Origin of the sequence: Nesterenkonia sp. HG001 (assembly GCF_034438835.1) — a bacterium.
Lineage (GTDB): Bacteria > Actinomycetota > Actinomycetes > Actinomycetales > Micrococcaceae > Nesterenkonia > Nesterenkonia xinjiangensis.
This window is the reverse complement of record NZ_JAOSZD010000001.1, coordinates 283,603-305,817: the sequence shown is the minus strand read 5'-3', so window position 1 is coordinate 305,817 and position 22,215 is coordinate 283,603. Positions and strand designations below refer to the sequence as shown.

Below are 22,215 nucleotides of genomic sequence, written 5' to 3'. Positions count from 1 at the left end.
TCGCGGCCGCCGCCAGGGCCATTGGGGAAGAATTGACTGCACCCATCCTGCGGCCGAAACTTCCCACAGGCAAGGGCTTTCCCAGGAGGACGAACTGGAAGAATCGGCCGAACGTGCGTCACGGGGGGCGGACGTGCGTCACGGGGGGGGGACGTGCATCATGGGGCTTGGCCGGGGCAGCTCAGGGTCGAGACGAGAGCAGCGCCGGGCGGCCCTTCAGAAGCCGATGGTCACGGCGTCGTCGTTGACCTCGTCCACGCGCGCCCAGCGGCCGGTGTCGCGATCCCACTGATAGGCGCCGGCGTGCACGGACTGGGTGCCGTGGACATCTGCGGTGGCCACAGCCCAGTGCGCCACGGTCCACAGCCGCTGGAGGGTCGAGGCCGCCTCCTCGTCGGAGTCGGGCTCGTCGTCCGCGCCGGGCATGGTGACGGTGACGACGGTGCCCGCCTCCGGTCCGCCATCGACCTCGTCATCGGAGGCCTCGGCCCGGTCGATGAGAATCGGACCGTACTCGTCGAGGTGAGCATCTTCCGCGTCGCCGTCCGCGTCCTCATCCTCGGCAGATTCGCCGTCTTCGTCGGCAATCCGCGCCTCCAATGCGGCCTGGGCGTCCTCGGGCACCTGCAGGGCCCCCGGCATCAGCTCGGCCAGCTCGTGGGCCATGCCGTCCGGGTCTGCCGGCGGTGCGTCCTTGCGGGACAGGTGGCAGGTCATCCCCACAGGCTGCTGACCGGTCAGCGGTCCGGCGAAGGCCCGACCGCGGTCGGCGTGCCGGGGATAGAAGCTGGGGTCCATCGGACGGTCGAGCGCCGTGGCCGCCTCAGAGATGGTGAGCTCAGGGGTCCAAGGGTCCTCGTCTCGGTCCTGTGCGGACTCCAAGGCGTCGTAGAAGCCCTTCACGGATGCGGCCGCCTCCGCGGGGGCGTCGTCGTCGGACCAGCTGGGCGAGCCCCGGCGGAACAGCTCACGGGCGTCCTGCTCCTCGGTGGCCTCCAACATCTGCAGGTCCGACTCCTGCAGAGCGATCCCCAAGGCGTCGGCGGTAGCCTCCTGGGGCAGTGCCCGATCCACTGCCATCGCCGAGATCAGCGCCGCGTTGGCGGCCTGTTCAGGGGAGAGGGTGTGCCGATCCTCACCGACCGGGACCTCACAGCGGGCGTCCAGCAGGAACTCCTGCTCGTCGATGTAGCGCCAAGTGCCCCACACCACGCCCGCCAGCGCCAGCGCCACAAGGGCCAGCACGGCCACAGCCCGACGGCGTCGCTTGCGTCGGACCATCTCGCGCGTCGCCACGATCGGGCGGTCTGCACGGCGTCTGCTCATCATCGTGTGCGTGTCAGCCTCTGCTGCTCGGTCAGGGGACGGGCCGACGCCCCGGTCCGGACGTCTCCCGCGCAGGAGGCGTCCGGACCGGAACGTGGAGGGTCAGTTGGCGTGCAGAGCCGTGTTGAGCTCCACCTTCTGACCCTTACGAGGCACCGCCTCGAGCCGGCCGGAGACAGAGTTGCGGCGGAACAGCAGGTTCGGCACCCCGGAGAGTGCGGAACCCTTGACCACCTCCACCACGTTGCCATGGTCATCGAGAAGGGACACCTTGGTCCCGGCCGTCACGTAGAGCCCCGCCTCGACGACGGCGTCGTCGCCGATGGAGATCCCCACACCGGCATTGGCGCCGAGCAGCACGCGCTCCCCGAGAGCGACCCGCTCCCTGCCGCCGCCGGAGAGCGTGCCCATGATGGAGGCGCCGCCGCCGACGTCGGTGCCGTCGCCCACCACAACTCCGGCGGAGATGCGCCCCTCCACCATCGAGGTGCCCAGGGTCCCGGCGTTGAAGTTCACGAAGCCCTCGTGCATGACGGTGGTGCCCTCCGCCAGGTGGGCGCCGAGACGGACACGGTCGGCGTCGCCGATCCGCACGCCCACCGGCGTCACGTAGTCGACCAGCCGCGGGAACTTGTCGATGCTGAGCACCGTGACGTGGCCGCGGCCGCGCAGCTTCAGACGGGTCGTCTCGAAGCCCTCCACGGCGCAGGGGCCGAAGTTGGTCCAGACGACGTTGGTCAGGTGACCGAAGATGCCGTCGAGGTTGATCGTGTTGGGCTGGGCCAGGCGGTGGGAGAGCAGGTGCAGGCGCAGCCAGACGTCCGAGGTGCCGGCGGCCTCGGCGTCGAGGTCGGCCTCCACGGAGACCACCTCGGTGCGCACGCCTCGGTCCTCGTCGACGCTGGTGGCGGCCTCGAGCGAGGCGATCAGCTCGGCGTCCCCGTTCTCAGCGAGCGGGGTCAGCTGGGGGGAGGGGTACCAGGTGTCCAGCACCGTCCCGTCGGCGGTGACCGTGGCCAGACCATGTCCGGAGGCGACGCGGGAGGTGGATGCAGCAGTGTCCGTCGAAGTCATGACGCCCATCTTACGGACTACAGTGGAGCCATGCCCGTTGACGAGCCTGACGCTGACAGCCCGGTCGAGAGCGCCGCGCCCCGACCCGCTCCGCCGATCCTGGACCTCACCGCCGAGATCACCGAGCTGACCGAGCAGATCATCGCCTGCGAATCGGTCTCCGGGAACGAACGCCGCCTGGCCGACGCGGTGGAGTCCGCCCTGCTGGAGCTGGGCGGGCTGTGGGTCCACCGTGACGGTGACACGGTCATCGCTCGCACCGACACCGGCGCCGACCAGCGGGTCGTGCTCGCCGGCCACCTGGACACCGTGCCGCTGCCCAGCGATCCGGAGACCCGCGGTGCGCCCGGATTCCGCGGCACCGTCCCGCCCCAGTGGATGACCGCCGAGGGCACGCCCTGCGGCACTCCGCCGGCAGCCGGCCGTGCCAAGGACGACGTCCTCTACGGACGCGGGGCCACCGACATGAAGGGCGGGGTCGCGGTGCAGCTCAAGCTCGCCGCCGACGTCGCCGCCCGCCTGCGGACCCTGACCGCTGCGCAGTCACTTGCCCGCGACGTCACCTGGGTCTTCTACGATCATGAGGAGGTGGAGGCCTCCAAGTCCGGTCTCGGACGGGTGCTGCGGACGAGCCCCGATCTGCTGGCCGCCGACTTCGCGGTGCTGCTGGAGCCGACCCACGGTGCCGTGGAGGGCGGCTGCAACGGCACCTGCCGACTGCGGGTGACCATGCCCGGAGTGGCCGCCCACTCCGGGCGCGCCTGGATGGGGCGCAACGCGATCCACGCCACCGCGCCGATCCTGGCCGCGCTGGAGGCTTACGAGCCACGCACCGTCGACGTCGACGGCCTGGCCTACCGCGAAGGCCTCAACGCGGTGTCGATCAGCGGAGGCATCGCCGGCAACGTCATCCCAGACGCCTGCACCGTGGAGATCAACTACCGCTTCGCTCCGGACAAGACCGAGGCGCAGGCGCAGGAACACGTCCGTCAGGTGCTGCGCTCGGCCGGCATCGATGAGGAGCTGACAGAGGTCACCGACTCCTCGCCCGGGGCGCGCCCGGGGCTGGACCACCCCGCCGCGCAGGCGTTCGTGGCTGCAGTCGGCGGCTCGCCCAAGCCCAAGTACGGCTGGACCGACGTCGCACGGTTCTCCGCACTGGGTGTGCCGGCGGTGAACTTCGGTCCCGGAGACCCCCTCCTGGCCCACACCGACGACGAGCACGTCACGGCTGAGGCGTTGCGCGCCTGCTATGCGGCGATGCACCGCTGGCTGAGCTGATCCGCTGGCCCGAGTCGCCGGCCGGATGGGCCCGGGATGACGCCTGGGATGACGCCTGGGCCGGCTTCGGATGATTCCTCCAGATGTGAAGCAGGTAACGATTCTGTCACCAGGGGCGCTCGGCTCCCCGTGGAGGCGGACTCTCGCATAGCCTTACTGGACGAGGTCGGAGGGGGACCCCCGTTCTGACCTGCTCGCATCACGTTCTTGAGGAGGACACCCATGAGGATCCGACGCACTGCCACCGCCATGACGGCGGCCGCAGCAATGGTCGCCCTGTCCGCATGCGGCGGCGACGACGACGCCGAGGGCAACGGCGAGGACGTCGAGGTCGGCAGTGACGAGGACTTCGTCACCGATCTGACCTTCGGCACCGGCGGCACCGCCGGCACCTACTACCCGCTTGGCGGTGAGCTCTCCGACATCTTCGAGGCCAACACCAGCGCCGACTCCGTCAACTACGTGGAGTCCGGCGGTTCCGGCGAGAACCTGGGCCAGATCTTCCAGGAGGAGTGGCAGCTTGGTCTCACCCAGAACGACACCGCCAACGACGGCGTCAACGGTGAGCTGGACGATCTCGACGGCGTCGAGCTGAACAACATCGGTTGGATCGCCAACCTCTACCCGGAGGCCGCGCACATCGTGGTGCGTGCGGATTCGGGCTTCGAGTCGGTGTCTGACCTGGAGGGCGCGACCATCGCAGTCGGCGACGCCGGCTCCGGCACCCGTGCCATCTCCGACGCCATCCTGGCCGCCCACGGCCTGGAGGAGGGCGACTACGACGCGGAGGTCACCGACTTCGGCGCCTCCACCGAGATGCTCGCCGACAACCAGATCGACGCCTCGATCTTCGTCGTGGGCACCCCGGTGGCCGGTCTGACCCAGCTGGCGGCCTCCACCGATGTGGACCTGCTGGCTCTCGACGGCGAGATCGCCGATGAGATCTCGGGAGACTCCGGTGCTGAGCCTTACGACATCTCGACCGAGGCCTACGACTTCCTCGACGAGGACGTCGAGACCGTCTCGGTGTTCGCCGCCCTGGCGGCGTCGACCACGCAGGTCAGCGAGGACCTCGGCTACGAGATCACCGCGGCGATCTTCGACCACGCTGAGGAGATCACCCTGGACGTCGGCGACTCCATCGACATCGAGGAGGCTCTGCTGGGCCTCGGTGACGTGCCGCTGCACCCGGGTGCCGAGCGCTACTACGACGAGCAGGGCGTCGACCTGCCGTGAGCGACGCACCTGCCCCGGGGAAGCTCCCGGCAGGTATGAAGGCGGGCGGTGACGCCCAGGAGAAGGCCGAGAAGGTCCTCCGCGAGCACGACACCTCCAGCCGGTTCCGTACGGACCTCGGCTGGTGGGGTTGGCTCGTGGGGGCCATCTCGGTGGTCTTCACCCTCTATCACCTGTATGCGGCGCTGGAACGCCCCTTCAACAACTGGATGCACGGCTCGCTCCACCTGGCTGGGGCGACGTCGTTGATCTTCCTGCTCTACCCGGTGAGCAGACGCCTGCTGGAGCTGCCGAGCACCGGAGTGCTGTGGAAAGATGCGCTGCTCGGACGCGGCCGCGGAGTGCCCTGGTACGACGTTCTGCTGGCCGCCGCCGGGGTGTTCTGCAATCTGTACATCTTCGTCGAGTACGGGCGTCTGACCGGCAACGCGGTGCAGATCCTCGGCTACACGGACCTGGACCACATCGTGGCGGTCGCCGGCATCCTGCTGGTGTTGGAGGCCACTCGGCGCTGTGTGGGGCTGCCGATCGTCATCATCGCCACCTTGGCGATGGTCTATGCGATCTTCGGCAACCACAGCCCGCTGTTCCCACACCGCGGCATCTCGATGGAGAACTTCGCCACCAGCACGTTCCTCTCCACAGGGCAGGGTGTGTTCGGCACGCCGATCCAGGTGTCCTCGAACTTCATCTTCCTGTTCCTCTTCTTCGCGGTGGTGCTGCTGCGCACCAACATCGGCCAGTTCTTCAACGACCTGGCCTTCCGCGCGGCCGGCCGCTTCACCGGCGGCCCGGCGAAGGCGGCCATCGCGGCCTCAGGCCTGCAGGGGATGGTCTCGGGCTCCTCCGTGGCAAACACGGTGGCCTCCGGTTCCTTCACGATCCCGATCATGAAGAAGGCCGGCTTCAAGCCGCATGTCGCGGCGGCCACCGAGGCCACCGCTTCCACCGGTGGGCAGATGATGCCGCCGATCATGGGCGCGGCGGCGTTTATCATGGCTCAGAACGTGCCTGATGTGGAGTACAACGACCTCATCGTCATCGCGGTGATCCCCGCCCTGCTCTACTTCCTCGGTGCGTTCCTCTCCATCCACTTCGAGGCCAAACGGAACCAGATCCGTGGTCTGCCCGTCGATGAGCTGCCCAGCATCCGATCGCTGGTCACCCGGGCTGACCTGCTGCTCCCGCTGGCCGTGATCATCGGCACGCTGCTCTCGGGGATGTCTCCGATGCGCGCGGCGCTGTTGGGCATCGCCACTGCGTTCGTGCTGAGCTTTCTGCGCTCCTCCACCCGGCTGGGCCCTCGGGGGCTCCTCGAGCTGCTCATCGCGGGTGCGCGCACCGCGCTGCCGGTGATCGCCGCCTGTGCGACCGCCGGGATCGTGGCGGGCACCGTGACGGCGACAGGATTGGGAGGTCAGCTGGGCCGTGGCCTGGTCGACATCGCCGGCGGCAGCTTCCTGCTGGTGCTGGTCATGGTGATGGTGGCCTGCATCGTGCTCGGCATGGGGCTTCCCACCACGGCGAACTACGTGGTCACCGCGACGGTGGCGGCACCGATCCTGTACAACAACTTCGACGTTCCGCTGATCGCCGCCCACCTGTTCGTGTTCTTCTTCGGGATACTCGCCGACATCACGCCACCGGTGTGTCTGGCGGCCTATGCGGGTGCGGGCATCGCCAATGCGAATCCGATGGCGGCCGGCGTGACGGCCCTGCGCATCGCCGTCGCCGGCTTCCTCATCCCGTACGTGTTCATCCTGCAGCCGGCGCTGCTGCTCCAGGGCACCTGGGTGGAGCTGGTGACCGCCCTGAGCACCGTGATCATCGGGATGATCGGGGTCTCCTCGGGGCTGGCCGGGCATCTGGTGGTGCGCGGCAGCCTGCTCGAGCGGTTCCTGCTGGTCGGCGGGGGCTTGGCCCTGATCTATCCGGAGCTGACCGTCTCGCTGGGAGGACTGGCGGCGATGGGAGTGGCAGTGGTCATGCAGCTCGTCCGCCGCCGCGCGGGTCGAGGCTCCGAGGCCGAGGATGTCGACCCTGCTGACGTCCGGGACGTCCGCGCCTGACGGCCTTCCGGCCAGATCGCTAGGCTGGGAGCATGAGCGAATCGAATCCTGCCGCTGCCCTGGAACGTCCCCTCGCCCTGGTCACGGGTGCCACTCGTGGCATCGGACGGGCGATCGCCGAGGACCTCGGCCGCACCCACCATGTGCTGGTCGGCGGAACGTCGGCCGGGCGCGTCTCGGAGGTCGTCGCGACCCTGCCCAGCGCCGGACCCTTCGTCGCCGATCTCACGGATGCCGAAGCGGTCGCTGCCGCGCTGGAGGAGGCCGGTCTGGAACGACTGGACGTCCTGGTGCACTCTGCCGGGGTCGCCGGCTCCGGAGAGGTCGGCACGGCGTCGCTGGAGCGGTGGCGGCACATGTTCGAGGTCAACGTCTTCGCCGTGGCCGAGCTGACCAGGCTGACCCTGCCGGCCCTGCGCACGGCCCGCGGCCAGGTCATCGCCATCAACTCCGGCTCCGGCTACACCTCCCGAGCCGGCGGAGGCATCTACTCGGGCAGCAAATTCGCCCTGCGCGCGCTCACGGACGCGCTGCGGGACGAGGAGCGCGGCACCGTCCGGGTGACCTCCATCCACCCGGGACGGGTGGACACGGACATGCAGCGAGAGCTGCAGTCGCAGATGGGCAACCGGGACTACGACAGCAGCATCTACATCGCCCCGCAGTCGGTGGCCGATACGGTCCGACTGGCGGTGGACATGCCCGAGGCGTCCATGGTTGAGGACCTCTCCATCCGGCCGGTGCATCGGTGAGCGGGGAGACCGCTGCTCAGCAGATCGCTGTGCTTCCGCGCGATCTGGTGCCGACGGCGACGGCGCTCTGGCACGAGGCGGGCCTCACCCGCCCCTGGAACGACCCGGAGGCGGACTGTCTGCGCGCGCTCGACGGAGAGGAGTCCACAGTGCTGTGCCTGCGTCCCGGTGGTGGGTCCTCCCCGCCGGTGGAGCTGCTGGGCACCGTGATGGTCGGGCATGACGGCCACCGCGGATGGATCTATTACCTGGCGGTGCCCGTCACGCTGCGTGGTCAGGGCATCGGGGAGCGGCTGGTCCGCGCCGCCGAGACGTGGCTGCAGGAGCGAGGCATCCCGAAGCTGATGCTCATGGTGCGTCGGGAGAACACCACCGTCCGCGAGTTCTACGACCGGCTGGGCTACTCGGAGCAGGACGTCGTCACACTGGGACGGTTCCTGTGAGCTCGGGCCAGGATGGAGAAGGATGATGACCGGGAGCCGCCACGTGGTGATCGGTGCGGGACTGGCAGGAGCATCGGTGGCCTGGCGCCTGGCGCAGGCCGGACATGAGGTCACCGTCCTCGAGCGAGACGTCCCGGCCAACGCCCAGGGCAGCTCCCATGGCTCGGCGCGGATCTTCCGTCATGCCTACCCGAGTCGCCTCTACACCGAGATGGTCGTCCGTGCGGAGGCCGGCTGGCAGGAGCTCCACGAATCGTCCGGAGTCCAGGCACTCACCCTCACCGGCGCCGTGGACCACGGGGCGCTCCGCCGGCCGACCGCGCTCGCCGAGGTGTTGGAGTCCTGCGGCGTGGCTCATGAGCTGCTCTCCGACGCCGAGGCCCGTCGGCGGTGGCCGATGTTCGCCTTCGAGACCGAGGTCCTCTGGGACTCCGGGGCCGGCGTGATCGACCCCGAGGCCGCAGTCCAGGCCATGCTCGACCTGGCACGAGAGGCTGGAGCCCACGTGGAGACCGGCTGGGAGGTCGGGCGTGTGGAGAGAACCCGGACCGGGCATCGGCTGACCTCGACCGACGGGCGCATCTGCGAGGCCGGGGAGCTGATCGTCTGTGCCGGAGGGTGGCTGCCGCAGCTGCTGAGTGAACTGCCGCTGCCAGCCGGCTTCCTTCCGGCTTCGCACGCGGTCGAGGTCCGCCAGGAGCAGGCCTTCCACTTTCCGTACCGCGGAGGAGCGGGGGAGGCCGCTGCCTGGCCCACCTTCATCCACTCCTCGGCGGACATCACCGTCTATGGCCTGCCGGGCGGGCGCGACGCCGGCCACGCGGGCCAGAAGGTCGCGGAGTTCAACGGCGGGAAGGTCATCCCGTCGGCGGCGGCTCAGGACGGCAGGGTCGACGAGGCCAATCGCCGTCGGGTGACGGGGTTCGTGGCGGAGTTCCTCCCCGGAGTGGAACCAGCGCCCTATGCAGAGACCACCTGTCTGTTCACGAACACGGCCTCCGAGGACTTCCTCATCGACCGGTACGAGCGGCTGACCGTGGTCTCTCCCTGCTCCGGCCACGGCGCGAAGTTCGCCCCGCTCATCGGTGAGCTCGCGCTGGCCGCTGTGACCGGGGAGGGCGAGGTGCCTCGCGAGTTCCGTGTCGTGTGAGACCTGCGGTGTGTGCCACCTGGTTCGCCGTCTTGAGCCCTGTGCGGCACTGCAGTAGCTTGACCTGCATGGACTATTCGCGGCGATCCTTCTTCACACTCGGTGCCGCCGGTGCCACCGCCGTCGGCCTCTCACTCAGCGGGGCTCCGGCTCAGGCCACAAGACCCGATGGAGCGCCTGCGGGCGCCGGGGCTCCCCACGGGGGCGCGCCGGACAGCCAGGACGCGACTCGTCCGACGTCCTATGACGACGACGGGCGGCGGAGGAACCCCGCGAATCCCTTGGGATGTCCTCTGGGCAAGGGGACTTGATCCGTGGACCTCGTCTGGAAACACACCGAGAACTACACGGCCGGCCGTGACGGAACTGCTGTGGACCGGATCGTCATCCATTACATCGTGGGCACCCTCGCAGCGGCCGACGCGACGTTCGCGGACCCGGATTCGGGAGTGAGCGCACACTACGGCATCGGCGAGGGGGCGTTGCATCAGTACGTCAGCGAGGCCAACACCGCCTGGCACGCCGGAGACCTTGCGATGAATCGGCGCAGCATCGGGATCGAGCACTCTGCGGACTCCGACCGGTCGCCCAGTGCGAGCACCTATGAGATGTCGATCGACGTGTGCACCCGCATCTGCCGTGAGTACGGACTCGACCCGCAGACCCAGATCATCCCGCACAGCTCGGTGGTGGCGACGGCGTGTCCGGGCACCGTCGCGATCGCGCGGATTCGTGATGGCGTGGACTCCCGGCTGGGATGAGGTCGACTCGCTCCGCTGTCATGAGCTGACATGGTGAGGTCCGTGCGGAGTCGCAGAGCGCTGCCGCAGACCGCCCGGATCTGACAGGCTGATGCCATGGATCGCACTCTCTGTCTCTTCCGAGACGACCTCCGCATCACCGACAACCCTGCCCTCACGGCCGCACTGGAGCGGCTGGGCTCCGGAGGCGATGTGGTGGCGCTCTACGTCCTCGAGGACTCCACGCCGGGCCTGCGTCCTCTGGGCGGGGCGGCCCGATGGTGGCTGCACGGGGCGCTGGAGGACCTGCGCCGCTCGCTGGAGCAGCTCGGGATCCCTCTGCTGCTGCGCCGGGGAGATTCGCGCCGCATCGTGGCCGAGACGGCGGAGGCCGCCCGGGCGAGCCGTGTTCACCTGACCCGGCGCTACGGCGTCGCCGGCCAGGACGTCGACTCCGAGATCATGACGACCCTGCGACGGTGCGGAGTGGCGGTGGAGGAGTGGCCTGGTCATCTTCTGCACGAGCCCGAGGACGTCGCGACGGTCTCGGGTGAGCACTACAAGGTGTTCACCCCCTTCTGGCGGGCCGTTCGATCGCGTGCCGTGCAGGAGCCCCTTCCAGCCCCTCGTGGGGGTCAGGACCTGCAGAGCGTGCGCCACTCCCTCAACGGTCTGGGTGTGTCTTCAGGCGACTTGTCCCGGTGGGAGCTGAGGCCATCGTCCCCCGACTGGGCGGCCGGGCTGCGGGAGATCTGGGAACCCACAGAGAGGGCCGCGCTGCGGCATCTCGAGGACTTCCTCGACGGCGGGATCGAACGCTACGCCTCGGAACGGGATCTGCCTGCCGCGCCTGCCACGTCGGGGCTGTCGCCATTTCTGCGTTTCGGGCAGATCAGCGCCCGGCAGGTCTGGCACTCGGGGGTCCGGGCCGGCGGGACGGATCGTGATGACTTTCTCTCGGAGCTGGCCTGGCGGGAGTTCCATTGGCACCTGCTGCACCACCACCCCCGGATGGCGGAGCAGAACATGCGTCCCACCTTCGACGCCTATCCGTGGCAGTCCCGGCGAGATGCTCCCGAGCTCTTCCGCGCGTGGGCCCAGGGGCGCACGGGATTCCCGCTCGTCGACGCCGGCCAGCGGGAGCTGTGGCGGACCGGGCATATGCACAACCGTGTGCGGATGGTGTCGGCGAGCCTGCTGGTGAAGAACTTCGGAATCGACTGGCGAGAAGGCGAAGCCTGGTTCTGGGACACGCTGGTGGACGCGGACGCCGCGTCCAATCCGGGAAACTGGCAGTGGGTCGCCGGATGCGGGGTCGACGCCGCGCCGTACTTCCGGATATTCAACCCTGAGCGACAGCGGCAGCGCTTCGACCCCGAGGGGAGATATGTGGCCCGGTGGGTCCCTGAGCTGGGGTCGACCGAGTATCCGGCCCCTGTGGTCGAGCTGCAGGAGAGCCGTCAGGAGGCTCTCGCCCACTACCAGTCACTGGGCTGAGGGGCCGAGGGCAGGCCGGGCCTCCCATGAGAGAGGGCGCATATCAGACAGTGCTGATATGCGCCCTCTCGAAGAGCTCCCCCAGCTGGATTCGAACCAGCAACCCCTCGATTAACAGTCGAGTGCTCTGCCGTTGAGCTATGGAGGAATGCGACTGAAAGAGTGTAGCAGTCGATTCTCGGCCGAGGGAAATCGTCGTGGCCGTGGCAGAGGCGAGCATGCCTGGCGGTCCGAGCGGCGTCCACGTGCCACCACATCGACGGGTCTGTCCGGGCGTGGGCCGACGTCGCTGCGGGCCGGTCCCCGAGTAGCATGGACGCCGTGCTGACCACTGATCATGCCCTTGAGGCCGCCCCGGAGAGCCCTGTCCCGCCTGCCGCCCTGACGGCGAGCGACGCTGTGCAGCTGGAGCAGGGGACCATCCACGTGAGCGCGGTGGTGATCCGCAACTCCGGAGGCGAGGTGCTCACTGTGCGGAAGAGCGGCACCGACCGCTTCATGCTCCCCGGAGGAAAACCTGTGCCCGGGGAGACGCCGGTGCAGACTGCTGTGCGCGAATGCGAAGAGGAGCTCGGCGTCGAGCTCTGGCCGGAGGACCTCCGCGCGCTGGGAACCTTTCAGGCCGTGGCGGCCAACGAGCCGGGGCTGCTCGTCACCGGGGAGGTCTTCGTCCATGATGCCGCCCCAGCCGCCGTCGACGCCGCCCCGGCCGCCGAGATCGCCGAGCTGCGGTGGCTCTGTCCGGCCTCCGCGCCGCTTCCGGAGGACCTCGCCCCGCTGCTGTCCGAGGAGATCCTGCCCGCGCTGCAGGCCGAGGTGGCCACGGCGTGAGGTCTCTGACGGTCTTCACCGGCTCCAGCCACGGCCATGACCCCGTGCACGCCTGTGAAGTGCGCAGGCTCGGCGAGAGGCTGGCCCGGCAGGGTGTCACCGTCGTCTACGGGGGCGGGCAGGTGGGACTCATGGGTGTGCTGGCCGACGCCGCTCTGCAGGCCGGCGGGGAGGTCCATGGGGTGATGCCTCGCGGGCTCGCGGACCGGGAGGCGGCCCATCCTGGGCTGACGCGCCTGGACGTCGTCGCCGACATGCACGAGCGCAAGCGCCGCATGGCCGAGCTGGGCGAGGGGTTCCTCGCCATGCCCGGGGGCGTCGGAACTCTCGAGGAGCTCTTCGAGGTCTGGACCTGGCAGCACCTGGAGATCCACGCCAAACCTGTGGGGCTGTTCGACGTCGACGGCTTCTGGCAGCCGCTGCTGGCCATGGTGGACCACATGATCGCCGCCGGCTTCCTCTCCTCCTCCCGGAGGGAGAGCCTGATCGTGGAGGAGGACGTCGAGCCCCTGATCGCCCGCCTGGGCTCGCGCGCCCAGCAGGCGGCTGCGGAACCCGGCGCTGAGGTGGACGTCTCGAAGATCTGAGCGCCATGCCGGAGCCGCCGCGACTGCTATCCTCTCTTCGACCCCGGCGCCGATTCCCGCCGTGATCCGTCCGGGAGCACCTGCACCCGCCGTCCTCAGATCAGGAGTGAGCATGACCTCCGTCGACGCGTCCCACACCGACATCGCCCGGCTCATCATCAGCTGCCCGGACCAGCCCGGGATCGTCGCCGCCGTCTCGGAAGTGATCACGGACCTGGGCGGGAACATCATCACCCTGGACCAATACAGCACCGGTGTGGCCGGGGGGCGCTTCTTCCAGCGCACCGTCTTCCACCTGCCGGGCCTCGCGGCGGCGCGTCCGGACGTCGAGGAGGCTGTGGAGACCCGCCTCGCGGCCCGCTTCGACATGGACTGGAGCCTGACCGACGCCGGAACGCCCAAACGGGTGGCGATCTTCGCCTCGAAGACCGATCACTGCCTGCTGGACCTGCTCTGGCGGCACCGTCGAGGAGAGATCCCGATGGACATCGCGATGGTGATCTCGAATCACCCCGACCTCGCCGACGACGTCCGCCCGTTCGGCATCCCCTACATCCACGTCCCGGTGGACAAGGACGACAAGGCCGCCGCCGAGGCCCGTCACCTCGAGCTGCTGCAGGGAAACGTGGACCTCATCGTGCTGGCCCGCTACATGCAGATCATCTCAGAGGACTTCCTGGACCAGGTCGGGGCCCCGGTGATCAACATCCACCACAGCTTCCTGCCTGCCTTCATCGGTGCAGGCCCCTATCAGAAGGCCAAGGACCGTGGCGTCAAGCTCATCGGGGCCACCGCCCACTACGTCACCAAGGATCTCGATGAAGGGCCGATCATCGAGCAGGACGTCATCAGGGTCTCCCACGGTGACGAGGTCGCCCAGCTGACTCGGTACGGAGCCGACGTCGAGCGGGCGGTGCTCTCACGCGCGGTGCAGTGGCATTGTGAGGATCGTGTCATCCGCAACGGGCAGACCACCATCGTCTTCTGAGCTGTGTCCTGGCGGTGTGTCCTGGCGGTGTGTCCTGAGAGCCGTGTCTCCTCATGGGTGTCCGGCCGTCCGACCTTGGATTGCCTCATGAGCACGTGACGTTATCCAAGACCAGCAGGTGAGGCTGACCTTTCCTGTAGACTCCGCGGTGCCGACCGTGGAAAGGACCTGCATCGTGTCCCTCGCAGCCTCATCTCGCCCAGACTCCGACCCTCCGACGCCGACGGCCGCCTCCGTCTCCGGACCTCCGGCTCCGGGCGCAGGCCGCCCGGAGCGCGTGCAGCACCTTCTTCAGGTGGAGCGGGTCCAGAGGCTCACTCCGCACCTGGTCCGTGTGGTGCTCGGGGGAGCGGGCTTCGAGGGCATCGAGTTCAAGCCGGCCACGGACCAGTACATCAAGATGCTCTTCGCCGACCCCGCGTTGGGTCTCGAGCGCCCCTATGACATGGACGCCCTCCGCGAGAAGCTTCCGCTGGAGCAGATGCCGGTCAGTCGGACCTACACGATCCGGCACGTCGATCACGCGGCCGAGCAGATCTGGGTCGACATGGTCACCCACGGGGTGGAGGGCCTGGCCGGCCGCTGGGCCCAGGAGGTCCAGCCCGGCGAGCTGATCAGCTTCTTCGGGCCCGGCGGAGCCTATGCTCCGCGCGGCGCGGCCGACTGGCACCTGCTCGCCGGCGACGAGTCCGCGCTGCCGGCGATCGCTGCGGCGCTGGAGTCCATGCCGGCGGATGCGCAGGGCGTGGCCGTCGTGGAGGTGGCCGGACCGGAGGAGGAGATCCCGCTGGCCGCGCCGTCCGGTGTGGAGGTGACGTGGCTGCATCGTGGCGGTGCCTTCTCCTCGACGAGCGCCCGGCTGGTCGATGCCGTCGCTGAGCTGGAGATCCCCGCCGGCGATGTCCAGGTCTTCATCCATGGCGAGCGTGAGCAGATGAAGCTCCTGCGCCGGCTGCTCGTGGAGGACCGTGGTCTGCCGCGCAGGGGGATGTCCCTTTCCGCATACTGGGCCCATGGTCGGGTGGAGGACCAGTTCCAGGCTGAGAAGCGCACCCCGGTGGGACGCATCGATCCGGAGTGATCCGCCGGCCGCCGCGGACTCCTGCCGGCCATGAGCGTCGGCTGCAGGCCCCTGTGCGCTCGGATGGTCAGGGGCTGACTGCGGAGCTGGTCCCGATGACCAGCGCGGCGATGAGGAAGCCGACCAGCACGAGGACTGTGATCGCCGCACAGGGGCCGGCCCACCGGCGGAAGCCGTGGAGCCGCACCTCCTTGCGATCGGACATGGTCCCGCTGAGCAGCAGGAAGAGGTCGATGATCGTCCAGGCGCCCACCACGCCCATGAAGATGAAGCCGAGGTTGAGCGCGCCGGTGGCGAAGCCGACCATCGCCGTGCCGAACATCAGGCTCTTCAGCACCCCGGTGGGGATCCGGCCGAGGTAGTAGCGCTGGGCACCCAGCGGGCCCAGGACCAGTGCCAGGGCCCAGGCGATCAGGAACTTCTTCTCCGAGGTCGGCTGGCTCTCGAAGGCGCGACGATCCTCCTCCGTGTACGTGTTGGCATAGAGGTCGTCCAGATCATGCATCTCGCCCATGGGTCCATGGTAGGCGCGTCGTCGGGCTCCGCGCTGCCGGGCTCCGGCGGGTCCGTGCGATGCCTGCGCGTCGCAGGGGCCGGGGGCGGCCGCTCAGCCCGCACCGGTGCCGGTCACCAGGGTCGATGGTGATAGTTTGGTCCCGAGAGTCTGCGCATGAGGCAGTGCTCAGGTTCACAGGTTCGACCAGTCGTTTCAGGATGGAGGCGCTGTCTTGGCTCAGCAAGGAGCAGGGCACACCCGCACCGCTGCCCCCCGGCCCTCGCTGTTCGACCTGATCAAGGTCGTGCTGCGGCTGGGTCCGAAGCAGATCAATGATGAGATCCAGCTGGCCGTCGGCCAGATGAAGACCAAGGGCATCGCGGCCGGCATCGCCGCCGGCCTGATGGTCGTCGGTCTGGTCTTCGTGACGTTCCTGGTGGTCGCGCTGATCGTGGCGGCGGTCGCCGCCTTCGGCCTGATCTTCGAGCTCTGGGCGGCCGCGCTCATCGTGGCCGGCATATTCCTGCTCATCGCGGCGATCTTCGTGCTCGTGGGGCTGCTTCGTCTGAAGAAGGCCATGCCACTGATGCCCGAGGACGCCATCCGAGGGCTGCGCCTGGACCTGGGCGTGGCCCAGCAGGGCAGCCGCTTCGACCCGCGCACGCTCGACAGGCAGGACGCTGAGCGCCGTCGGAAGAAGGAAGAGGCCAAGCGGGAGGCTCAGGAGCGCAAGAAGCAGGAGGCCAGGACTGCCGGTGCGGGCAGCCCGAAGAAGCCGCCGTACCGCGAGCTGCTGCGCAGGACCACCCAGCGCCGTGACCATCTCGGCAGCCTGCATGATCAGATCCGTGACCGCAGCGACAAGAATTCCCTGAAGTCCGAGGCGCAGGGCGCCGTCGCCGGGCTGAGGGAGAAGGCGCGCACGGCCGGACGCAAAGACCAGACGCACGAGGCGCCCGCACCCGGTGCGTCCACAGGTTCGGCCGACGCGCAGGGCCGGGCCCCGGGAGATGCGAGCACCTCCGGGGCCGGGGACTTCGTCGCAGCCCGCTGGAAGCCGCTGGCCGTGCTGGGCGCTTCGGCCGCAGCGGGAGCTGTGTTCCTGCGCGAGCTGACCAGGCGCTGAGCCGAACGGCGTCGGGGCTCCCCACCGAGCGAGACCAGCAGAGGACCCCGTGAGATTCATCGGTGCTGGAACCCGGGAGGGATTCGAGTACACCCTGCATGAGACATTCTGGACCATCCCGAATGTCATCACCGTCGTGCGTTTCCTGCTTCTCCCAGTCTTCTTCTGGCTTGTGGCGGACGGAGCCTATCTGGCCGCCTTCTGGGTGCTGGCGGTGCTGAGCGCCACCGACTGGGTGGACGGTTACATCGCGCGGCGCTTCGATCAGCTCAGCGTCATCGGGCAATGGCTGGATCCCCTGGCTGACCGGCTCTCGCTGATGATCGTCACCATCACCCTGGTGGTGTTCTCCGTGGCGCCCCTGTGGGTGGTGCTGGCCGTGGTGATCCCCGACCTGGTGCTCCTCCTCAACGTCGTGGTGCTGTTCAAAGGGTCCCCGCAGCTGACGGTCTCGGTGCTCGGCAAGATCCGCACCGCCTGTCTGCTGGTGGGGGCGCCGCTGATCCTGCTGGCCCGGACTCCTCAGCTGGAGGACACGGTGCTGACGCTCACAGCGGAGCTCGTGCTCGCAGCGGGATGTCTGATGCACATCGCCGCGTCGATCGATTATCTTGTGAAGGCGCACGGAAAAGCGCGCCAGCTTCGACGCCGGGGCATCAGGCCCCGCGACCGCGCTCTCTGGGCGAACGGGGCGGGCGGGTGACAATCCCAGGAGGACACGAGCCGCTCATGGTCAGGACGAAGGACACGCTGCGTATCCTCATCGCGGCGGACACCTACCCGCCAGACATCAACGGTGCGGCCGTCTTCTGCCATCGGCTGGCCCGGTACATGACCGGCCTGGGCCATGAGGTCCACGTGGCCGCCGCTCGTCATGACTCCGGCCCGGACACGGTCGAGAGGACCGACGAGGCCACCGTCCACCGTTTCCGCTCGTTCAAGGCCCCCACCCATGAGTACTACCGGCTGTGCCTGCCCTGGCTCGTGGAGCCGGCCATGGACCGGCTGATCGAGGAGATCCAGCCCGACGTCGTCCACGTCCAGTGCCATTACATGGTCGGCAAGGCCGCCATCGAGGCCGCCGAGCGGCGCAGGATCCGCACCATCGCCACCAATCATTTCATGCCGGAGAACCTGGACCCCTTCCTGCCGTTCCCGAGCTGGTTCTGCCGCGTCATCGCAGAAAACTCCTGGCGGGACATGGGCCGCCTGATGGGCAAGGCCTCGGTGGTGACCACGCCGACTCCGCTGGCTGCGCAGACGATGCGCGAGCGTGCGGGCTTCGACCATGTGCTGGCGCTGTCCAACGGCATCGACGTGGACCACTATCAGCCACGGCCGGGGGAGGAGATCCCACGGTCGGAGCGGCCGACCGTGCTCTTCGTGGGCCGGCTGGCGGTGGAGAAGAACGTGGACGTGCTGATCGATGCGGTCGCGCGCACGGACCCGACGTTGAACATCGGTCTGGAGATCGTCGGCGACGGCGAGCAGCGTGACGTGCTGGGGGAGCGGATCTCCGAGCAGGGCCTGCACGGTCGGGTGCGGATGCGCGGGCATGTCGATGAGGAGCAGCTGCGACGCGCCTATATGGAGGCTGACGTGTTCTGTCAGCCTGGGACCGCGGAGCTGCAGTCACTGGTGTCCCTGGAGGCGATGTCTGCCGGTCGTCCGGTGGTGCTAGCCGATGCGCTGGCCCTGCCGCATCTGGTGGAGCCCGGGGCCAACGGTCATCTGTTCACCCCGGGCGACGCCGGTGACCTGGCAGCGAAGCTCGAGGACATCTTCCGGCGCTCGGCGGAGGATCGTGAGGCCATGGGTCGGCGCAGCCGCGAGATCGCCTCCCGGCACAGCATCGCCAAGACCATGGATGCCTTCGAACAGCTCTACCGGGGCGCCGACTGGGTGGACCCCGGCCAGTACGGCAAGGCCCAGGGGTGGCGGCCCGCGGCTCGTCGTCCGCGGCAGCGCAGCACCCGGTAGGATGTCCACGGTCACGGCCCGTGCACCGGCGCGGACCGCCCGGGGGCGTTAGCTCAGCTGGTCAGAGCAGAAGACTCATAATCTTTTGGTCGCGGGTTCAAGCCCCGCACGCCCCACCAGCACGTCGAGGTGCCCGATCTCTAGGTGGAGCGTGCCGTGCGCGCGCTGCGCCAGCCGCTCCTCGCGCCAGCGGCGGACCCGTGCGACGGCGTCGCCGTCCTGCTCGGCGGTGAGCTGCTCCTCGGCGACCTCAGCCCTGTCCCTCACCAGCTGGCCCAGCAGCGCGGTGTCCTGTGGCCCGAGCTGCCACGGGGTCTCCCATGTCTGGGTGGGCAGTCGCAGGTCATCGGCGGCGCTGAGCAGCACCTCGGCGGCGCGGGGCCCGCAGCGTCCGCCGCGCTGCTGATGCCGGTTGAAGGCGGAGGAGACCAACTCGTCGTCAGGGTGACGAGGGCTCGGGTCCATGCCGCCGGTGACCGTGAGCGCGACCAGCAGAGGCACGTGGTGGCGCCCCACCGCCTCGAGGAGCCCGCGGATCTGTGCCGGGGTGAGCAGGTCGAGCAGAGCAGAGGCGATGGTCAGCGTCTCCGGTCCGGCGGATGCCAGCACCTCGTCCAGATCGCCGACGTCGGCCTGTCGGGTCTCGACGGGGCCGCGGGCGCCGCGCTCGGCCAGGCGGTGGGCGGTGCTGGCCAGCAGCTCGGAGTCGTGGTCCAGCAGGATCCAACGCTCATCACCTTCGAGCAGCGGAAGGAGCCAGCGGCCTCCGGCTCCGGTGCCGCAGCCGACGTCGACCACTGTCCGCGGGGCGGCCTCGGCAACGAGTGCGGCCACCGCAGCGCGGGTGGACTCCCGGGCGGCGGCATCGGCGGCCTCGCGCAGACTCAGCCAGTCTGCAGAGATCCGATCAGCTTCTGCCAGTGGTTCGCGGTCTGCTCCCATGAGGGAAGACTATCGGCTCGCGTGCGGGCCGCCTCGGTCCACCGGCTGCGCAGCTGTGGATCTGTCAGCCAGGATTCCAGGAGGCGGGCCCAGTCCTCAGGCTGATCGGGATCTGCGGTGCCTCCGGCCTCGCCGAGGGCTTCCACTGCGCCGGTGCCGGAGGAGACGATCCCCGGCACGCCGTGGGCGCAGGCCTCGGTGACCACCATGCCGTAGGTCTCGGCCCACGAGGGGAGCAGCAGCAGATCAGTGCGGCGCCAGAGTCCGTGCATCTCCTCCGGGGGGAGTGCCCCGAGGTGGACGATCCTGCCGGGGAGGCGACCCTGAAGCTCCTGGAGCACCGCGGCACCTGGCCCCTGCTCGGCGCCGCCGCCGGCGAGCTGCAGCACCCAGTCGTGCTCGAGCAGGGTGGAGAGCGCCTCACCGAGCAGGCGGTGGTTCTTCCGTGGGGTGAAGGAAGCGGCCATGGTCAGTCGCAGGGGAGCCGTCTCGGAGTGCATCCGGCCCGGGTCCACGCTGCTTGGGAGGTCCACGCTGCTCGGAAGGTCCACACCGGGGACGAGGACATCGACCTTCTGGCGACCATGGCGGCGGTGGAGATCCGCGGCCGCCCACCGGCTGGTGGCCACCACGCGGGCAGCCGCCCGCACGGCCTGACCCTCGGCCTCCGCGAGACCGACGGTCCTGGGCTCTGCGGACCCGGTCGTGTGCTCGTACTCGGCAGCCAGCGGCAGATGCACCAGCAGCACATCGCCCAGCGGCTTCTCTGCCCGCGGGCTCGGGGCCGCCGGCCGCTGCGTGGAGTCGTCGGTGAACAGCTCGGACATGCACCCGCCGATCAGGCCGTCCACGATCACCGGCAGCGGGCGGATTTCGCGGTGCAGCCTCGTGAGCCGGTCCAGGATACGGCTGCGGGAGGCCTCATCCGGGTGCGGCCAGGGGCCGGGGACACGCAGCCGGTGCACTGTGGTGCCCAGGCCCTGCAGAGCGTCCACCACTCGGTCGTTGTACAGCGATCCGCCGCTGGGTCCGGGCAGATCAGGCTCGACCCAGATCAGCTCCGTCACATGCGGCTGCGAGTCCTCGCCGCCGAGCGGCCGGTGGAGGCGCCGGGTCACAGTTCGAGACGCACCGAGGCTCGGGCCCGTGGGTTCTCCTCGGCCTCGATCTCGATGGCCGTGAGTCCATGATGCTCCGGAAGCGACTGGGCGAGCTGCTGCGCGATGTAGGCGATGATCACCTCGGTGGTGCTCAGCTTGTTCTCGAAGGCGGGAAGCTCGTCCAGGTTCTGGTGGCGCAGCGGCTCCAGCACCACGGCGAGGAGATCGGTGGCGGCTCCGATGTCCATGACCACACCATGGGTGTCCAGCCCGGGGCGCTCGTAGGTGGCGTGGATATGAAGCGTGGCCCCGTGCAGCCGCTGGGCGGGGCCGAAGAACGGGTCGTCGAGACTGTGCGCGATCATCAGATGGTCATCGACGGTCAGCCGGAATCGCGACATGTGCGCCGAGAGGTGGGAGACGGTCATGGGTGCTCCTGTCGGTGTGGTGGCTCTGCGGTCTCAGGCTTGAAGCGGACGGGGGACAGCTGGTCCGTGCGGTGGTCGACCACGTGGCAGATCGTCCCGGACCAGGTGGGGTCCTCGGCGGCCAGGGCGTCCATCACCTCCGGAAGGTCCTCCAACGGGGAGCGGCCGGTGAGCAGCGCGTCGAAACGCTCGTCGAGCAGGGACAGGGCCAGCTGGAGCCGCTGCCGCCGAGTCCGCCGCAGCCGACGCGGCTGGGCGACCTCGCCCACCTGGGAGGCGACGATCCGCAGCCTCCGAGCATGGAAATCCGCGCCCAGCGGCACGTCCGGATGGTGCTGGCCGTACCAGGACTGCTCCACGATCACCGTGTCATCGCCGGCCACCCTGAGCGCCTCCGCCAGGCCGGCCCCCGTGGCTGAGGAGTGCAGGACCACGTCACGGTCCGTGCTCGCCCGACCCGGCGGCAGGGCGTGCAGGCCTAGGGAGTCGATGAGCTGACGGCGTGCGGCATCGACCTCGACGACCTCGAGCCGTTCCAGCGGCATGCGGTCCGCGAGCAGTGCGGTGGCCAGCCCGATCATCCCTCCGCCGATGACCGTGACCCGGTCACCGAGGCTGACACCGGCCTCCCAGAGCGCGTTGAGGCCCGTCTCGGCGGCGCCGGCGAGCAGGGCTCGCTCCGGCGGACAGCCAGGCGGCAGCGGATGACAGTCCTCGGCGGGGACGGCGACATGCTCGCGGTGGCCGGCGAGGCTGAACACGGTGCGTCCGACCAGCTCGGCGGCCCCTTCTCCCTGGCCGTCCCGGACGACGCCCACGTTGAGGTACCCGTGGCTGACCGGGTGGGGCAGCTCGCCCAGCTGATGTGGTGCCCGCATCAGCTCGGCGGTCTCGGGGGGAACGTCTCCACGGTGGACCATCGATTCGGTGCCGCGGGAGATGCCGCTGACGATCGTCTCCACCAGCACCTCGCCGTCGGCGGGGCGGGGCGGCGAAGCCTGCCTGAGCTCCCCGCGCCCGGGACCGACAGTCCAGAACTGCCTGCTGCTGGGTGCCTCCATGGTCGTATCCTGCCACGTCAGGCCGGG

General features: G+C 69.3%; 22 protein-coding genes and 2 tRNA genes. 16 read left to right on the top strand and 8 right to left on the bottom strand.

The features are described 5' to 3' along the window. Positions 1-216: 216 nt before the first annotated feature. Together ODE13_RS01385 and dapD are read right to left on the bottom strand one after the other, a co-directional pair. Positions 217-1,326 carry a hypothetical protein gene (locus ODE13_RS01385; protein WP_322477653.1) on the bottom strand — a complete coding sequence of 370 codons (1,110 nt, stop codon included), beginning with the start codon at positions 1,324-1,326 and terminating at the stop codon, positions 217-219. A 102-nt stretch (positions 1,327-1,428) separates the two neighbouring features. Further along, positions 1,429-2,400, bottom strand: a complete 972-nt coding sequence (gene dapD / locus ODE13_RS01380) for a 2,3,4,5-tetrahydropyridine-2,6-dicarboxylate N-succinyltransferase (protein ID WP_322477652.1) — start codon at positions 2,398-2,400, stop codon at positions 1,429-1,431. Positions 2,401-2,430: 30 nt separating this feature from the next. Here dapD and dapE point away from each other — a divergent pair, with 30 nt between their 5' ends. The 8 genes from dapE (at position 2,431) to ODE13_RS01340 (ending at position 11,568) form a co-directional block, all read left to right on the top strand. Further along, the gene (dapE, locus tag ODE13_RS01375) at positions 2,431-3,681 is read left to right on the top strand and encodes a succinyl-diaminopimelate desuccinylase (RefSeq protein ID WP_322477651.1); all 1,251 of its coding nucleotides are present in this window, start codon (positions 2,431-2,433) and stop codon (positions 3,679-3,681) included. 222 nt (positions 3,682-3,903) lie between these two features. Beyond that, complete coding sequence (locus tag ODE13_RS01370) at positions 3,904-4,917, top strand: TAXI family TRAP transporter solute-binding subunit (RefSeq protein WP_179542296.1); 1,014 nt, start codon at positions 3,904-3,906, stop codon at positions 4,915-4,917. Continuing rightward, positions 4,914-6,986, top strand: coding sequence for a TRAP transporter permease (locus ODE13_RS01365; RefSeq protein ID WP_322477650.1), 2,073 nt, complete (start codon positions 4,914-4,916; stop codon positions 6,984-6,986). Before ODE13_RS01370 ends, ODE13_RS01365 begins: the two co-directional genes overlap by 4 nt. A 32-nt stretch (positions 6,987-7,018) precedes the next feature. Further along, positions 7,019-7,738 carry an SDR family oxidoreductase gene (locus ODE13_RS01360; protein ID WP_322477649.1) on the top strand — a complete coding sequence of 240 codons (720 nt, stop codon included), beginning with the start codon at positions 7,019-7,021 and terminating at the stop codon, positions 7,736-7,738. Beyond that, complete coding sequence (locus ODE13_RS01355) at positions 7,735-8,181, top strand: GNAT family acetyltransferase (protein WP_322477648.1); 447 nt, start codon at positions 7,735-7,737, stop codon at positions 8,179-8,181. The genes ODE13_RS01360 and ODE13_RS01355 overlap by 4 nt, the downstream gene beginning before the upstream one ends. Positions 8,182-8,203: 22 nt before the next feature. After that, a complete protein-coding gene (locus ODE13_RS01350; RefSeq protein WP_322477647.1) occupies positions 8,204-9,331 on the top strand; it encodes an FAD-dependent oxidoreductase in 1,128 nt (375 codons plus the stop codon). Between the two features lie 314 nt (positions 9,332-9,645). Next, positions 9,646-10,092, top strand: coding sequence for a peptidoglycan recognition family protein (locus ODE13_RS01345; protein WP_322477646.1), 447 nt, complete (start codon positions 9,646-9,648; stop codon positions 10,090-10,092). A gap of 96 nt (positions 10,093-10,188) precedes the next feature. Beyond that, entirely contained in the window at positions 10,189-11,568 is a 1,380-nt protein-coding gene (locus ODE13_RS01340; RefSeq protein WP_322477645.1) for a deoxyribodipyrimidine photo-lyase, read from the top strand. Between the two features lie 76 nt (positions 11,569-11,644). Here ODE13_RS01340 and ODE13_RS01335 read toward each other — a convergent pair. Continuing rightward, a tRNA-Asn gene (locus ODE13_RS01335) sits at positions 11,645-11,716 on the bottom strand. 164 nt (positions 11,717-11,880) lie between these two features. On the opposite strand from ODE13_RS01335, the gene ODE13_RS01330 reads away from it, so the two are divergent. The 4 genes from ODE13_RS01330 (at position 11,881) to ODE13_RS01315 (ending at position 15,055) form a co-directional block, all read left to right on the top strand. After that, positions 11,881-12,399: an NUDIX hydrolase gene (locus ODE13_RS01330; RefSeq protein ID WP_416210502.1), complete on the top strand. Its 519-nt coding sequence runs from the start codon at positions 11,881-11,883 to the stop codon at positions 12,397-12,399. Further along, positions 12,396-12,986: a TIGR00730 family Rossman fold protein gene (locus tag ODE13_RS01325; protein ID WP_322477644.1), complete on the top strand. Its 591-nt coding sequence runs from the start codon at positions 12,396-12,398 to the stop codon at positions 12,984-12,986. The genes ODE13_RS01330 and ODE13_RS01325 overlap by 4 nt, the downstream gene beginning before the upstream one ends. Positions 12,987-13,098: 112 nt before the next feature. Next, the gene (gene purU, locus ODE13_RS01320) at positions 13,099-13,974 is read left to right on the top strand and encodes a formyltetrahydrofolate deformylase (RefSeq protein WP_322477643.1); all 876 of its coding nucleotides are present in this window, start codon (positions 13,099-13,101) and stop codon (positions 13,972-13,974) included. A gap of 277 nt (positions 13,975-14,251) precedes the next feature. Further along, entirely contained in the window at positions 14,252-15,055 is an 804-nt protein-coding gene (locus tag ODE13_RS01315) for a siderophore-interacting protein (RefSeq protein ID WP_322477642.1), read from the top strand. A gap of 67 nt (positions 15,056-15,122) precedes the next feature. Here the strand turns inward: ODE13_RS01315 and ODE13_RS01310 are convergent, their stop codons facing one another. Beyond that, a complete protein-coding gene (locus ODE13_RS01310; protein WP_322477641.1) occupies positions 15,123-15,569 on the bottom strand; it encodes a TM2 domain-containing protein in 447 nt (148 codons plus the stop codon). Between the two features lie 214 nt (positions 15,570-15,783). Between ODE13_RS01310 and ODE13_RS01305 the strand changes: the two genes are divergently transcribed. The 4 genes from ODE13_RS01305 (at position 15,784) to ODE13_RS01290 (ending at position 18,776) form a co-directional block, all read left to right on the top strand. Beyond that, entirely contained in the window at positions 15,784-16,677 is an 894-nt protein-coding gene (locus ODE13_RS01305; RefSeq protein ID WP_322477640.1) for a phage holin family protein, read from the top strand. 49 nt (positions 16,678-16,726) lie between these two features. After that, positions 16,727-17,380, top strand: coding sequence for a CDP-alcohol phosphatidyltransferase family protein (locus tag ODE13_RS01300; RefSeq protein WP_322477639.1), 654 nt, complete (start codon positions 16,727-16,729; stop codon positions 17,378-17,380). Positions 17,381-17,406: 26 nt separating this feature from the next. Next, entirely contained in the window at positions 17,407-18,657 is a 1,251-nt protein-coding gene (locus ODE13_RS01295; protein WP_322477638.1) for a glycosyltransferase, read from the top strand. Positions 18,658-18,699: 42 nt separating this feature from the next. Further along, positions 18,700-18,776 (top strand) — tRNA-Ile (locus ODE13_RS01290). Here ODE13_RS01290 and ODE13_RS16910 read toward each other — a convergent pair. Genes ODE13_RS16910 through ODE13_RS01275 form a run of 4 tightly spaced genes read right to left on the bottom strand, consistent with a single transcriptional unit; the run spans position 18,733 to position 22,188 of the window. After that, positions 18,733-19,599 (bottom strand): class I SAM-dependent methyltransferase, encoded by an 867-nt coding sequence (locus ODE13_RS16910; protein ID WP_416210524.1) that lies wholly within the window; start codon positions 19,597-19,599, stop codon positions 18,733-18,735. The two genes, ODE13_RS01290 and ODE13_RS16910, sit on opposite strands and share 44 nt — an antisense overlap. Beyond that, positions 19,542-20,717: a glycosyltransferase family 4 protein gene (locus ODE13_RS01285; RefSeq protein WP_322477637.1), complete on the bottom strand. Its 1,176-nt coding sequence runs from the start codon at positions 20,715-20,717 to the stop codon at positions 19,542-19,544. Before ODE13_RS01285 ends, ODE13_RS16910 begins: the two co-directional genes overlap by 58 nt. Beyond that, positions 20,714-21,127 (bottom strand): 6-carboxytetrahydropterin synthase, encoded by a 414-nt coding sequence (locus tag ODE13_RS01280; protein ID WP_322477636.1) that lies wholly within the window; start codon positions 21,125-21,127, stop codon positions 20,714-20,716. Before ODE13_RS01280 ends, ODE13_RS01285 begins: the two co-directional genes overlap by 4 nt. Continuing rightward, complete coding sequence (locus ODE13_RS01275; protein WP_322477635.1) at positions 21,124-22,188, bottom strand: zinc-binding alcohol dehydrogenase; 1,065 nt, start codon at positions 22,186-22,188, stop codon at positions 21,124-21,126. The genes ODE13_RS01280 and ODE13_RS01275 overlap by 4 nt, the downstream gene beginning before the upstream one ends. Positions 22,189-22,215: the final 27 nt, after the last annotated feature.

Excerpts from the sequence above, each read along its gene's own strand:
- ODE13_RS01385 (WP_322477653.1), bottom strand. The coding sequence starts at position 1,326 with ATGAGCAGACGCCGTGCAGACCGCCCGATCGTGGCGACGCGCGAGATG.
- dapD (WP_322477652.1), bottom strand. The coding sequence starts at position 2,400 with ATGACTTCGACGGACACTGCTGCATCCACCTCCCGCGTCGCCTCCGGA.
- dapE (WP_322477651.1), top strand. The coding sequence starts at position 2,431 with ATGCCCGTTGACGAGCCTGACGCTGACAGCCCGGTCGAGAGCGCCGCG.
- ODE13_RS01370 (WP_179542296.1), top strand. The coding sequence starts at position 3,904 with ATGAGGATCCGACGCACTGCCACCGCCATGACGGCGGCCGCAGCAATG.
- ODE13_RS01360 (WP_322477649.1), top strand. The coding sequence starts at position 7,019 with ATGAGCGAATCGAATCCTGCCGCTGCCCTGGAACGTCCCCTCGCCCTG.
- ODE13_RS01350 (WP_322477647.1), top strand. The coding sequence starts at position 8,204 with ATGATGACCGGGAGCCGCCACGTGGTGATCGGTGCGGGACTGGCAGGA.
- ODE13_RS01340 (WP_322477645.1), top strand. The coding sequence starts at position 10,189 with ATGGATCGCACTCTCTGTCTCTTCCGAGACGACCTCCGCATCACCGAC.
- ODE13_RS01330 (WP_416210502.1), top strand. The coding sequence starts at position 11,881 with ATGGACGCCGTGCTGACCACTGATCATGCCCTTGAGGCCGCCCCGGAG.
- purU (WP_322477643.1), top strand. The coding sequence starts at position 13,099 with ATGACCTCCGTCGACGCGTCCCACACCGACATCGCCCGGCTCATCATC.
- ODE13_RS01310 (WP_322477641.1), bottom strand. The coding sequence starts at position 15,569 with ATGGGCGAGATGCATGATCTGGACGACCTCTATGCCAACACGTACACG.
- ODE13_RS01295 (WP_322477638.1), top strand. The coding sequence starts at position 17,407 with ATGGTCAGGACGAAGGACACGCTGCGTATCCTCATCGCGGCGGACACC.
- ODE13_RS16910 (WP_416210524.1), bottom strand. The coding sequence starts at position 19,599 with ATGGGAGCAGACCGCGAACCACTGGCAGAAGCTGATCGGATCTCTGCA.
- ODE13_RS01280 (WP_322477636.1), bottom strand. The coding sequence starts at position 21,127 with ATGACCGTCTCCCACCTCTCGGCGCACATGTCGCGATTCCGGCTGACC.
- ODE13_RS01275 (WP_322477635.1), bottom strand. The coding sequence starts at position 22,188 with ATGGAGGCACCCAGCAGCAGGCAGTTCTGGACTGTCGGTCCCGGGCGC.